Below are 13,550 nucleotides of genomic sequence, written 5' to 3'. Positions count from 1 at the left end.
CCCAATGCCTCCCCGCCTGTCAGTAATCGTTCCCGTGTACAACGTGGAGCTCTTCCTCGACGAGTGCCTGCAGTCCCTTGCCGACCAGACCTTCACCGACTGGGAGGCGATCGTCGTCGACGACGGCTCCAAGGACGGCAGCCTCGCGATCGCCGAGAGCTGGGCGGCGAAGGACGCGCGGATCCGGGTGGTCGCGCAGGAGAACCAGGGGCTGGGACCCGCCCGTAACACCGGTGTCGCGCACCTCACGGACGGCACCGAGTACCTCGCGTTCGTCGACAGCGACGACATCGTGCTGCCGGACGCCTACGAGCGGTTCGTCGCCAAGCTGGACGAGACCGGTTCGGACTTCGCCAGCGGCAACGTGAACCTGCTCAAGGCCGGCGAGATCCTGATCTCCCCGCTGCACGAGAAGCGCCTCAACAAGGACCGCGACCGCACCCACATCTCCCGCGACAAGGCGCTGGTCTACGACCGCACCGCGTGGAACAAGGTCTTCCGGCGCTCCTTCTGGGAGCGGCACGCCTTCGAGTTCCCGGGCATCCTGTACGAGGACGCCCCGGTGACCCTGCCGGCGCACTTCCGGGCCGAGTCCGTCGACGTCCTCGGCGACCCGGTCTACCTGTGGCGGCAGCGGACCGGCGGCGCCCCGTCGATCACCCAGCGCCGCACCGAGCCGGTCAACGTGCGCGACCGCATAAGGTCGTGCGACTCCGTGAGCCGCTTCCTCGGCACGCAGCCGGGCGAGGAGTTCGCGGAGCACAAGCGCTGGTACGACGAGATCTTCATCAGCGACGAGCTGCCGCTGTTCATGGGCGTGCTCGACGAGGCCGGTGAGGAGTTCCGCGAGCTGTTCATGACGGGCGCCTCCGACTACCTCAGCCGGGTCGACCCCCAGGTGCTGCCCCGCGTCGACGTGTCGCTGCGGCTCAAGTGCCACCTGATCACCGAGGGCCGGCTCGCCGAGCTCCTCGACCTGCTGGCCTTCGAGCGCGAGACCGGCCGGGCCGTCCCGGTCACCCGCCAGGGCCTGCGGCACTTCGCCGACTACCCGGTGCTCGACAAGGCCAACGGCGCCGTTCCGCGCGAGGTCCTGAAGGTCGGCGCCGAGTTCTCCGCCCGCGCCCGCGCCGAGCAGATCCTGTGGCAGAACGGCCGGCTGCACATCGACGGCCACGCCTACATCCGCAACCTGGCGACCGCCACGCCCAAGTCCTCGCTGCGCGTGCTGATGCTGCGCGAGAGCGGCAGCCGGCGCACCGTCCTGGTCCGCCCCAGCCGGACCAAGGCCCCGACGGCCACCCAGACCTCCGGGCAGTCGCTGCACAACTACGACTGGTCCGGCTTCTCGCTCGACGTCAACCCGGCCAAGCTCAAGGGCCGCGGCGGCTGGCGGGACGGCGTGTGGCGGCTCACCTTCGCCACCGTCCAGGAGGGCGTGGCCCGCCGCACCCGGCTGAAGGCCGGCGAGAGCGGCAACGCCGAGAGCCCGGCCCCGCACTGGGCGGAGAAGGACGTCCGGGTCGTCCCGTTCGTCACCGACAGCCACCTGTACCTGCGCGTCGAGCTGATCCGCGCCCGGCTGACCGGTCACCGGGTCGCCGACGGTGTCGTCGAGCTCTCCGGCGTCCTCGGCCACGAGGCCGCCGCCGACGGCGCCAAGCCCGCGCTGCGCCTCACCCACGCCGGCTCCGAGGCCACCCTGGAGTTCCCCGTCACCCGGAACGGCGCCGAGTTCTCCGCGCGCGTCCCGCTGGCCGACCTGGACGTCGAGGGCCGCGACTCCGCGGACCTGGAGGTCACCGACAAGTGGACGGCCGAGCTCACGCTCGGCAAGCGGGCCCACCCCGTCGCGGTCAACGACCGCCAGGGCGACCTGGGCCGCCAGCACCCCGTCGACGGCACCGCCACCGCCGCGTGGGGGGCCAGGACCGTCGCGGTCGCCAACGACGGCGTCGGACGCCTCGTGCTGCGGACCCAGCCGGTCCAGCCCATGATCGCCAAGGCGACGGTGAGCCCCGAGGGCCGCATCGTCCTGGAGGGCGCCCTGCCCGCCGCCGTCGACGAGCCCCTGGAGCTCGTGCTGCGGCACAGCCGGCACGCCGAGGAGCACACCCACCCGGTCGGCGTCGAGGACGGCGTCTTCCACGCCGACTTCCTGCCGGTGCCCGGCGGCCTCACCAAGGTGCCGCTGCGCCAGGGCCGCTGGTACCTCTTCGTCCGCACCGTCGACAGCCGCGTCGAGGTGCCGGTCCGGGCCGTCCCGACGGCCCTCGGCACCCTGCCGGTCTCCTTCTCGGTACGGGGCCGCGACTACGCGCTGACCCACCGCTTCTACGACCGGCTCCTCGTCGACGCCTCCCCCGACCTGAACGCGGAGGAGGTCGGCTGGTTCCGCCAGCGCGAGCTGCGCAACACGGTGTACCAGGAGGCCCGTACGGCCGCCCTGAAGGACACCGTTCTGTACGCCTCCTTCTCGGGCCGCCAGTTCTCCGACTCGCCGCGCGCGGTCTACGAGGAGCTGCTGCGCCAGGGCTCCGAGCTGGAGCACGTGTGGGTCGTGGAGGACCGCCGGGCGGAGATCCCGGAGGGCGTGAAGGTCATCCGCCGCTGGAGCCGCGAGTGGTACGAGGCGCTCGGCAACAGCCGGTACATCGTGACCAACACCCACCTGCCGTTCTGGATCCGGCGCCGTGAGGGCCAGGTCATCGTCCAGACCTGGCACGGCACCCCGCTCAAGCGGATCGGCCACGACATCGACAGCGTGCAGTTCGCGGACCGCAAGTACCTGTCGAAGGTGGCGGAGGAGACCCCGAGCTGGAGCTTCCTCGTCTCCCCGAACCGGTTCTCGACCCCGATCATGAAGCGGGCGTTCCAGTACGACGGGGAGATCCTGGAGTCCGGCTACCCGCGCAACGACGTGCTGCTGTCGGAGAAGACGGACGACCTGGCGCGGATCGTGCGGGAGCGGATCGGACTGCCCGAGGGCAAGAAGGTCGTGCTGTACGCGCCGACCTGGCGGGACGACCAGTTCTACCAGGCGGGCAACTACAAGTTCGATCTCCGCGTCGACGTCGAGAAGGCCGCCGAGCGGCTCGGCGAGGACCACGTCCTCCTCGTGCGCAAGCACTCGAACATCGTGGACGCGGTGCCCGGCGCGGGTGACGGCTTCGTCTTCGACGTCTCGTCCTACCCGGACATCGCCGAGCTCTTCCTCATCACCGACGTGCTGGTCACGGACTACTCGTCCCTCATGTTCGACTTCGCGAACACGGGCCGGCCGATGCTGTTCTTCACGTACGACCTGGAGTACTACCGCGACCAGCTGCGCGGCTTCTACTTCGACTTCGAGAAGCGGGCCCCCGGTCCGCTGCTGCAGACGTCCGACGAGCTCATCGACGCGCTCGGCGACATCGACAGCATCAGCGCCGGCTACACCGACGCGTACCAGGAGTTCCGGGACGTGTTCTGCGACCTCGACGACGGCCACGCCGCCGGGCGCGTGATCACGCGGATGCTGGAGCTCGCCCACCCCGACAGCCCGTCCACCGAGCCCGCGGAGCAGCGTTGAAGAGGCCATCCATCCCGTTTGTGAACCGGATAGTCGAGCGGATCCCGGCCCAGCGGCGGCTGCCGGTGGCCGTGTACGCCGCGACGCAGCTGATCTTCCTGGTGTGGTGGGCCGCGTTCTATCCGGGCGGGATGAGCTACGACTCGATCTCGTACGTGTGGCACGTCACCACCGGGCACTGGATGTCCAACCACTCGGTGGCGTACGACGGTCTGGTCTGGCTCTCGCTCCAGATCACCGGTGACCTGGCGCTGCTGACGTTCGCCCAGTCCGTGGCGATGGCCGCGGCGCTGGCCTACGTCGTCGTCACGCTGCGCATGTTCGGCGTGAAGGGGAAGTGGGGCTTCACGGCGGCGGTCGCCTGCGCGGTGCTGCCGTCGATCGGCACCTTCGTCATCTACGTGTGGAAGGACGTGCCGTTCGCGATCGGCGCGGTCCTCGCCTTCGGCGCGACGGGCCGGCTCGCGGCGCGGCGGCTGAGGGGCGAGTCCCAGCTCCGGGACAAGGTCTTCCGCAACGAGATCGCCATGCTGTTCCTCGGCTTCCTGGCGATGGGCCTGTTCCGCAACAACGGTCTGCTCGTCGCCGTCATCGCGGTGCCGGTGCTGCTGCTGACGCTGCCGAAGATGCGCAAGTGGCTGCTGTTCGCGACGGTCGTCCCGGTGACCATCGCGGCGCTGCTCCAGACGGTGATCTACCCGGCCATCGGCGTCATCACGCCGACCAAGGACCAGGTGTACGCGATGAACTACGCGGACATCGCGGTGGTCTACGGCAAGGTCCCGCAGACCTTCACCGAGGCCGACAAGGAGCTCATGGCGAAGGTCGCCCCGCTGTCCCACTGGGGCGGGCGCGCGGCGAACTGCTACAACGCCGACTGGGCGATGAAGAAGCCCATGAACCGCAAGCTGGCGGACCAGTACAACGACCAGCTGATCGACCTGTGGTTCCGCGTCCTGAAGCGGACCCCGGACCAGATGATCTCGGCCCGCGTGTGCCGCTCGCACATCGCGTGGTCGCCGTTCCCCGGCCCGGTCGACAAGATGGGCCACACGCTGATCAGCCCGCCGTCCGTGCCGAAGAACCTGTTCGGCTGGGCGGACTGGAACCCGGAGATGGCGGACAGCCCGTACCGCCCGATCCTGAAGGTCCGCCCGCTCAACGACACCCTGCACGACGCCGCGTTCTTCGTCTGGAAGGCCAGCAAGACGCCGCAGCTGCAGTGGCTGCTGTTCCGCGGCGCGATCTGGTGCTACGCGGCGTACGCCGTGGTGCTCGCCTTCTCCCGGAGGAACCGCACCTGGGCCCCGGTGGCGCTGCTCGCCCTCCCGCTGGCGCTCCAGCTCACGGTGGTCGCCGCCAACCCGGCGCCGCTGGCCCGCTACATGTTCGCCCCGATGTTCCTGGGCATCCTCACGCTGCCCCTGATCGGCGCGAGGCCGAACTGGAGCAAGCGCTCCAAGCCGGAGCCGGAGCAGCGGGAAGCGAAGCGGAACACCACGCCGGACCCCGAACCGGAGCCCGAACCGGTCGCCTGACGGTACGAAAGGGGCCCGCCTCCTCGGTCGAGGAGGCGGGCCCCTTTCGTGTGCGTGGCTCCCGGGAGAACGACCCGGCCCCCGCCGGAGCAGATCCGACGGGGGCCGCAGAGGTGTTCCGGCCGCTGCCTAGAACGGGTTGAAGTCGTCGAACTCCCGCTGCGGGTCGACGCGCTCGGCGTCGCGGTCGCGGCGGCGCTGGGCGGCCGGGCGGGGGGCCTCCAGGCGGTGGTCCTCGCCTCGGCGGCCGAGCATCTCGGCGCCGGCCATCATCGTGGGCTCCCAGTCGAAGACGACCGCGTTGTCCTCGGCACCGATCGCCACGCCGTCGCCGGCGCGGGCGCCGGCCTTCATCAGCTGGTCCTCGACGCCGAGGCGGTTGAGGCGGTCGGCCAGGTAGCCGACGGCCTCGTCGTTGTTGAAGTCGGTCTGGCGGACCCAGCGCTCGGGCTTCTCGCCGCGCACCCGGTACACGTCCTCGGCCTCGTCGTAGGTGACGGTGAAGCCGGCGTCGTCGACCGCCTTCGGGCGGATGACGATGCGGGTCGCCTCCTCCACGGGCTTGGCCGCGCGGGCCTCGCCGACGATGCCGGCGAGGGCGTAGGAGAGCTCCTTGAGACCCGTACGGGCCACGGCGGAGACCTCGTACACCTGGTAGCCGCGCTCTTCGAGCTCCGGGCGGATCATGTCCGCGAGGTCCTGGCCGTCCGGGATGTCGATCTTGTTGAGGACGACGAGGCGCGGGCGGTCCTCAAGGCCACCGTACTGCCGCAGCTCCTCCTCGATGATGTCGAGGTCGGAGACCGGGTCGCGGTCGGACTCCAGCGTCGCCGTGTCGAGGACGTGGACGAGGACCGAGCAGCGCTCGACGTGGCGCAGGAACTCCAGGCCCAGGCCACGGCCCTGGCTCGCGCCGGGGATCAGGCCGGGGACGTCGGCGATCGTGTAGACGGTCGAGCCGGCGGTGACCACGCCCAGGTTCGGGACGAGGGTCGTGAAGGGGTAGTCGGCGATCTTCGGCTTGGCGGCCGAGAGCACGGAGATGAGCGAGGACTTGCCCGCGCTCGGGTAGCCGACGAGCGCCACGTCGGCGACCGTCTTCAGCTCCAGGACGACGTCCCCCGCCTCGCCGGGCTCGCCGAGGAGCGCGAAGCCGGGGGCCTTGCGGCGGGCCGAGGACAGCGCCGCGTTGCCGAGGCCGCCGCGGCCGCCCTGGCCCGCGACGTAGGTGGTGCCCTGTCCGACCAGGTCGGCGAGGACGTTGCCCGCCTTGTCGAGGACGACGGTGCCGTCGGGCACGGGCAGGACCAGGTCCTGGCCGTCCTTGCCGGAGCGGTTGTCGCCGGCGCCGGGCTGGCCGTTGGTGGCCTTGCGGTGCGGCGAGTGGTGGTAGTCCAGGAGGGTGGTGATCGCCTGGTCGACGACCAGGATCACGTCGCCGCCACGGCCGCCGTTGCCGCCGTCGGGGCCGCCGAGCGGCTTGAACTTCTCCCGATGCACGGAGGCGCAGCCGTGGCCCCCGTTACCCGCGGCGACGTGCAGCTCGACGCGGTCCACGAAGGTGGTCATGGTTCTGTGCCTCCAGATACGTAAAACAGGTGGAATGTCTATCTAGTAACACGCGAAAGGCGGACCCGCTTCCCTAACGGGAAGTGAGGTCCGCCTCCGCAAAGCTTCCGATCAGGCGACCGGAACGATGTTCACGACCTTGCGGCCACGGAAGGTGCCGAACTGCACCGAACCGGCCTGCAGGGCGAACAGCGTGTCGTCGCCGCCACGGCCCACACCCGAACCCGGGTGGAAGTGGGTGCCACGCTGGCGGACCAGGATCTCACCCGCGTTGACGACCTGACCGCCGAAGCGCTTCACGCCGAGCCGCTGGGCGTTGGAATCGCGCCCGTTCCGGGTGGACGATGCGCCCTTCTTGTGTGCCATTGCTCAGTCCCTCTTTACTTCGCGGCCGTCGGGATGGACGTGACCTTGATCGCCGTGTACTGCTGACGGTGACCCTGGCGACGACGGTAGCCCGTCTTGTTCTTGTAGCGCAGGATGTCGATCTTGGCACCCTTGTGGTGGTCCACGACCTGGGCCTCGACCTTGATGCCCGCCAGGACCCACGGGTCGCTGGTCACGGCGTCGCCGTCGACCACGAGCAGGGTCGAGAGCTCGACCGTGTCGCCGACCTTGGCGGTGGAAATCTTGTCAACCTCAACGATGTCGCCGACAGCAACCTTGTGCTGGCGACCACCGCTGCGCACGATGGCGTACACGCGGACTCTCTCTCACTCGGGGAACGGGTCCTCTGATGCCAGCCGCCCACGCGCGGGCCCGGGGGCCCGCGGCGATCCGGAATCGGACGAGCGGCCTCTCCCGGAGGACCGGGAGGGAGGTGCTCAGAGGTGTGGCGCAATCAGACACGCCGACGGTCTAGGTTACGGGCGGCTCCCGCAGGGGGTCAAATCCCGGCCGCGTCGACCGACGGGTCGCCCGCGGCGGTCTCCGCGACGAAGCCCTTGAGCCAGGCGCGGAAGTCCGGGCCCAGGTCCTCGCGCTCGCAGGCGAGCCGCACGATGGCCCGCAGGTAGTCGCCGCGGTCGCCCGTGTCGTACCGGCGGCCCTTGAAGACGACACCGTGCACGGGGCCGCCCAGCGTCTCGTCGGCCGCCATCTTCTGCAGCGCGTCGGTGAGCTGGATCTCGCCGCCGCGGCCCGGCTCGGTCTCGCCGAGGACGCCGAAGACGGCCGGGTCGAGGACGTAGCGGCCGATGATCGCGTAGTTGCTCGGCGCGTCCGCCGCGTCCGGCTTCTCGACCAGGCCGGTGATCCGTACGACGTCGGCGTCGGCGGTCGGCTCGACGGCCGCGCAGCCGTACAGGTGGATCTGCGCCGGGTCGACCTCCATCAGCGCGACGACGCTGCCGCCGCCGGCCGCGAGGACCTCCAGCATCCGGGCGAGCAGCGGGTCGCGCGGGTCGATCAGGTCGTCGCCGAGGAGGACCGCGAAGGGCTCGTCGCCGACGTGCGGCTGCGCGCACAGCACGGCGTGGCCGAGGCCCCGCGGGTCGCCCTGGCGCACGTAGTGCATGGTGGCGAGCTCGCTGGACTCCTGGACCCGCGCGAGGCGCTCGTCGTCACCCTTGCGGGTGAGCGCCTCCTCCAGCTCGTAGTTGCGGTCGAAGTGGTCCTCGAGCGGACGCTTGTTGCGGCCGGTGATCATCAGGACGTCCGACAGACCCGCCGAGACCGCCTCCTCCACCACGTACTGGATCGCCGGCTTGTCGACGACCGGCAGCATCTCCTTGGGCGTCGCCTTCGTGGCGGGAAGGAAGCGCGTGCCGAGACCGGCGGCGGGGATGACGGCCTTGCGCACCTGGGGGGCGGGGGTGTTGTTCATCGGGCTGGTTCCTGGTTTCCGATCGGGTTCAAAACCGTGTGGACCGTCCTCGGGAGGAGGACGGTCCACACGGACTGCGTCGGGGACTGGGTCAGTCCTGCGCGGGGGCCGCGGTCTTCTTCACGGCCTTCTTTGCGGTCGTCGTCTTCTTCGCCGCCGTCTTCTTGACCGCCGCCGTCTTCTTGGTGGCGGCCTTCTTGGCGGTGGCCTTCTTGGCGGCCGTCTTGCGGGCCGTCTTCTTGGCCGCAGGAGCGGCCTCCGGAGCGGCCTCGTCGGCCGGGGCCTCGGCGGGCGCCTCGGCCGCGGGGGCCGAAGCCACCACGAGCACGGCGGCCTCCTCGGCGCCCGCGGGCGCGCCGGCCGGGGCGGTGGCCTTGCGGACCACCCGGCGGCGGGCCTTCGGCGGGGCGGCCACGGGGGCCTCCTCGACGACCGGGGCGGGCTCGACTACGGGCGCCGGGGCCTCCTCGACGGCGACCGGCTCGGCGACCGGCTCGACCACCGTCTCGGCGACCGGCTCCGGGGTGGAGACCACCGGGGCGGACACCTTGCGGGTGGCCCGGCGGCGGGTCCGGGGCGCGGGCGCCTCGGGGGCCTGCTCCTCGACGACCGGGGCGGCCTCGACGACCGGGGCCTCGGCCACGGGGGCCTCGACGACGGGCTCGGGCTTCGGCTCGGGCTTCGGCTCGGGCTTCGTCTCCGGGACGACGACCTCGAAGGTCTCCGTCTCGGTCACGACGGGCGTCGCGACCGACGGCGCCGACACCCGGCGGGTCGCCCGGCGACGGCCACGGCCGCGCGTGGCGGCGGCCTCCGCCTCCGCGGCGCTGCCGTACAGCTCCTCGTCCGCGGCGATCGGCTCGGGCAGCGCCACCGGGGCGGCGAGCTCGGCGGCGAGCTCGGCCTCGGTCTCGGCCGGGGTCTCGTGGACCTCGGTCTCGTGCTCGTGCTCGTGTCCGTGGCCCTCGCCACCGCGGCCGCGCTTCTTCGAGCGCTTGCCGCCGCCACCGCCACCGTGGGTGGGCGGCTGCTCCATGTGGACGATGACACCGCGCCCGTTGCAGTGGACGCAGGTCTCCGAGAAGGACTCCAGGAGGCCCTGGCCGACCCGCTTGCGGGTCATCTGCACCAGGCCGAGCGAGGTGACCTCGGCCACCTGGTGCTTGGTCCGGTCACGGCCCAGGCACTCCAGGAGGCGGCGCAGCACCAGGTCGCGGTTGGACTCCAGGACCATGTCGATGAAGTCGATGACGACGATGCCGCCCAGGTCGCGCAGCCGCAGCTGGCGCACGATCTCCTCGGCCGCTTCGAGGTTGTTCCTCGTCACGGTCTCTTCGAGGTTGCCGCCCTGGCCGGTGAACTTGCCGGTGTTGACGTCGACGACGATCATCGCCTCGGTCTTGTCGATCACCAGCGAGCCGCCGGAGGGCAGCCAGACCTTGCGGTCCAGCGCCTTCATCAGCTGCTCGTCGATCCGGTACGTCGCGAAGACGTCGACCTCGCTGGTCCACCGGGACAGGCGGTCGGCCAGGTCCGGGGCGACGTGGTTCACGTAGCCGTGGATGGTCTCCCACGCGTCGTCGCCGCTGACGATGACCTTGGAGAAGTCCTCGTTGAAGATGTCGCGGACGACCCGGACGGTCATGTCCGGCTCGCCGTAGAGCAGGCTCGGCGCGGACGTCGAGATCTGCGCGGCCTTCTTCTGGATGTCGGCCCACTGCGCCTGGAGGCGCTCGACGTCACGACGCAGCTCGTCCTCGCTCGCGCCCTCGGCGGCGGTGCGCACGATGACGCCCGCGTCCTCGGGGACGATCTTCTTGAGGATGGTCTTCAGACGGGCGCGCTCGGTGTCGGGCAGCTTGCGGCTGATACCGGTCATCGAGCCCTCGGGCACGTACACCAGGTAGCGGCCGGGCAGCGAGACCTGGCTGGTCAGGCGGGCGCCCTTGTGGCCGATCGGGTCCTTGGTGACCTGCACCAGGACCGACTGGCCGGACTTGAGGGCGGCCTCGATGCGGCGCGGGCCGTTGCCCATGCCGAGCGCCTCGAAGTTGACCTCGCCGGCGTACAGGACGGCGTTGCGGCCCTTGCCGATGTCGACGAAGGCGGCCTCCATCGACGGCAGCACGTTCTGGACCTTGCCCAGGTAGACGTTGCCGACGTACGAGGTGGCCTGCTCCTTGTTGACGTAGTGCTCGACGAGCACGTTGTCCTCGAGGACGCCGATCTGGGTGCGCTCGCCGTTCTGGCGGACGACCATCACGCGCTCGACGGCCTCGCGGCGGGCGAGGAACTCGGCCTCGGTGATGATCGGGACGCGGCGGCGGCCCTGCTCGCGGCCCTCGCGGCGGCGCTGCTTCTTGGCCTCCAGGCGGGTCGAGCCCTTGATGGACTGGACCTCGTCGGACGGCTCGCCCTTCTCGCGGGCCGGGCGGGGCTCGCGGACCTTGACGACCGTGCGGACGCCGTCCTCGTCGGTGCCCTCGGCCTCGCCGGACGCGTCACCGCTGCGGCGACGGCGACGGCGGCGACGGCGGGAGCTGCTGCTGCCCGACGCGGCGGCGTCCTCGTCGGCCTCGTCGGCCTCGTCCTCGGCGTGGAGCTCGTCGGTCTCCTCGCCGTCCTCGCCCTCGTCCGACTCCTCGGTCTCGGTGAGCTCGCCACGGCGACGGCGACGGCCGCCCCGGCGGCGACGGCGGGACGGGCGGTCCTCGTAGTCGTCCTCGTCGGTCTCGACGGCCTCGGTCTCGGCCTCGGGGGTGGACTCGACCTCGGGCTCGTCGGCGACGGTGGCCGGGACGGGCTCGACGGCGACGGGCTCGCCACGGCGGCGACGGCGACGGCGCGAGCCGGTCTCGGCGCGCTCGGCCTCGACCGTCTCGATGGTCAGGGGCGCCCCGGCGACCTCGGCGGTCTCGGCGACCTCGGCGACCTCGGCGGTCTCTTCCTCCGGCTCCTCCTCGACGGCCTCGGTGGCGGCGATGTACGCGGCCGTCTCCGGCGTCTGGAACATCGGCTCGGTGAAGACCGGCGGCTGGAACACGGCGACGGCGGGGCGCGCGGCGCGGCGGCTGCGGGGGGCCTCGGCCTCGGTGGAGGGCTCGGCGGTGAACTGCGGCGAGGAGGCGCGACGGCGGGTGCGGCCACGGGTGGCGGCCTGCTCGGCGGCGGCGACCTCGACGGCGTGCGAGGCGATCTCCTCGACGGTGTCCTCGGGCAGCGCCTCGCCGGAGGTCTCGGCGGCGATCTCCGCGGCGGCGTCCGGGGTCACCGCGGGCGCGGTGGCCTTACGGGTGGCACGGCGACGGGCGCGCGGGGCCGGAGCGGCCTCCTCGACGACCGGGGCGGCCGGGGTCTCGGCTACCGGAGCGGCCTCGGCGACCGGGGCGGCCTCGACGACGGGCTCCGGCGCGGTGGCCTTGCGGGTGGCACGGCGGCGGGCACGGGGGGCCGGAGCGGCCTCGGCTGCCGGAGCGGCCGGGGTCTCGACGACCGGAGCGGCCTCGGCTGCCGGAGCGGCCGGGGTCTCGGCGGACGTGGCGGCGCGGGTGGCGCGGCGGCGGGTGCGGGGGGCCGGAGCGGCCTCCTCGACGACCGGCGTGGCCGGCGCGGCCGGGGTCTCGACGACCGGAGCGGCCTCGGCGACCGGGGCGGCCTCGGCGACGGGCTCCGGCGCGGTGGCCTTGCGGGTGGCGCGGCGGCGGGTACGGGGGGCCGGGGCGGCCTCCTCGACGGCCGGCGCGGCCGGGGTCTCGGCGGCCGGGGCGGCGGGTGCCTCGGTGGTCTCGGCGGTCCCGGCCGTCACCGGCGGGCCGGCCGGGCGGGACGCCGCACGGCGCCGTCGGCGCGGCGGCAGCTTGTCACCGGGCGCGTCGCTGTCGGCGCCACCTGTGGTGTTGGCGGTGTTTTCTTCGTGCTGTTCGAGCATGCGGGCGGTTCTCCCGTCACGCCCCCGGGCGCCGCGTCTGGTTCCGGTCCGGCGGCACGAACGCGCGAGGTGCACGGTGCCGCCGTCCGGGGCGCGGGCGCCGCACGGGAGCTGTATGTCTGGCTCACCGGTTCCGTACGCCTTCTGCGTACGGCCTGGCGAAAGTCTTGTGGTCAAAGCGCTGCCCGACCCAGGTGGCTCCCGAGTACGAGGGCTGCGCTACGACGACCGCTCCTTACGCGGTGCCCGCACCCGGCGCCGTCGCTGAGGCGGTCTCGGCGGCCGTGGATGGGGCGGCCGTGACTGCCTCGCGGTCGGGCGCGAGCGGGTCGGTCACCGTGCCGGACTCCTCGTCGAAGAGCCCCTGCGCCAGCCTGGTCACCGCTGCGGGGACCGGCGGCGCCAGGTCGGCCACAGCTCGGAGACCGGACAGGACGTCGTCGGGTCGTACGGCAGGTGTCACGTGCCGAACTACCAGCCGCAGTATCGCACAGGCGCTGTCCAGCGGCCTATCACCCTGGGGATCGCCCGGGGCTGCGGCCGAGGTCAGCTCGACGACGGCGGCGCGGGTGTCGAAGGTGCGGATGCCGTTCTTGGTCTTGCGCTGTACTTCCACGGTCTCGGCCGCGAGAAACGTCTCGACGGCCTGCCGCACGTCCTCGGGGTCGGCGCCGTCCAGCCGCAGCTCCCACACGGAGGCGGTCAGGCGGTCGGCGAGGCCGGAGGTGCGGGCCTCGACGGCGTCGGTGATGTCGAGACCGTCCGGCAGCGACTCGTCGAGCAGGCGGCGGAGCGTCTGCGGGTCGCGCGTCTCGGCGAGGGCGATCTCCAGGTACTCGGCCTCGGAGCCCGTGCCCGTGGGGGCGGCGTTGGCGTACGACACCTTGGGGTGCGGGGTGAAGCCAGCCGAGTACGCCATCGGCACCTCGGCACGGCGCAGGGCCCGCTCGAAGGCGCGCTGGAAGTCACGGTGGCTGGTGAACCGGAGGCGGCCGCGCTTGGTGTAGCGCAGTCGGATGCGCTGCACCGCGGGTGCGGGCGGCGGGCCTTCGGGCTGTCGCTTGCCCAGTGGTTCTTCTCCTCGGTGCGGGGCGGGCGCGGTGTGGCGCCGCCCACGAA

At 72.1% G+C, this 13,550-nt stretch carries 8 protein-coding genes; 2 read left to right on the top strand and 6 right to left on the bottom strand.

What is annotated here, in order from left to right; genetic code table 11:
• The first annotated feature begins 4 nt into the window (after positions 1 to 4).
• Together AB0Q96_RS04420 and AB0Q96_RS04415 are read left to right on the top strand one after the other, a co-directional pair.
• A complete protein-coding gene (locus AB0Q96_RS04420; protein ID WP_365321535.1) occupies positions 5 to 3,571 on the top strand; it encodes a CDP-glycerol glycerophosphotransferase family protein in 3,567 nt (1,188 codons plus the stop codon).
• 20 nt (positions 3,572 to 3,591) lie between these two features.
• Entirely contained in the window at positions 3,592 to 5,109 is a 1,518-nt protein-coding gene (locus AB0Q96_RS04415; protein ID WP_365321533.1) for a DUF6020 family protein, read from the top strand.
• Positions 5,110 to 5,238: 129 nt separating this feature from the next.
• Here the strand turns inward: AB0Q96_RS04415 and obgE are convergent, their stop codons facing one another.
• The 6 genes from obgE to AB0Q96_RS04385 all read right to left on the bottom strand — a co-directional run bounded on the left by obgE (position 5,239) and on the right by AB0Q96_RS04385 (position 13,458).
• Positions 5,239 to 6,678: a GTPase ObgE gene (obgE, locus tag AB0Q96_RS04410; protein WP_365321531.1), complete on the bottom strand. Its 1,440-nt coding sequence runs from the start codon at positions 6,676 to 6,678 to the stop codon at positions 5,239 to 5,241.
• A gap of 111 nt (positions 6,679 to 6,789) precedes the next feature.
• Positions 6,790 to 7,044, bottom strand: a complete 255-nt coding sequence (rpmA, locus tag AB0Q96_RS04405) for a 50S ribosomal protein L27 (RefSeq protein WP_030494090.1) — start codon at positions 7,042 to 7,044, stop codon at positions 6,790 to 6,792.
• Positions 7,045 to 7,058: 14 nt separating this feature from the next.
• Complete coding sequence (gene rplU, locus AB0Q96_RS04400) at positions 7,059 to 7,379, bottom strand: 50S ribosomal protein L21 (protein ID WP_329420562.1); 321 nt, start codon at positions 7,377 to 7,379, stop codon at positions 7,059 to 7,061.
• Positions 7,380 to 7,564: 185 nt separating this feature from the next.
• Positions 7,565 to 8,503: a UTP--glucose-1-phosphate uridylyltransferase GalU gene (gene galU, locus AB0Q96_RS04395; protein WP_365321529.1), complete on the bottom strand. Its 939-nt coding sequence runs from the start codon at positions 8,501 to 8,503 to the stop codon at positions 7,565 to 7,567.
• Positions 8,504 to 8,594: 91 nt separating this feature from the next.
• Positions 8,595 to 12,431 carry an Rne/Rng family ribonuclease gene (locus AB0Q96_RS04390; RefSeq protein ID WP_365321527.1) on the bottom strand — a complete coding sequence of 1,279 codons (3,837 nt, stop codon included), beginning with the start codon at positions 12,429 to 12,431 and terminating at the stop codon, positions 8,595 to 8,597.
• Positions 12,432 to 12,666: 235 nt separating this feature from the next.
• Positions 12,667 to 13,458: a TIGR03936 family radical SAM-associated protein gene (locus tag AB0Q96_RS04385; protein ID WP_365321526.1), complete on the bottom strand. Its 792-nt coding sequence runs from the start codon at positions 13,456 to 13,458 to the stop codon at positions 12,667 to 12,669.
• Positions 13,459 to 13,550 lie beyond the last annotated feature (92 nt).

This window comes from Streptomyces sp. NPDC093111, from assembly GCF_040683955.1.
GTDB lineage: Bacteria > Actinomycetota > Actinomycetes > Streptomycetales > Streptomycetaceae > Streptomyces.
The sequence above is the reverse complement of the archived record's forward strand: the minus strand, read 5'-3'. Positions and strand labels throughout refer to the sequence as shown.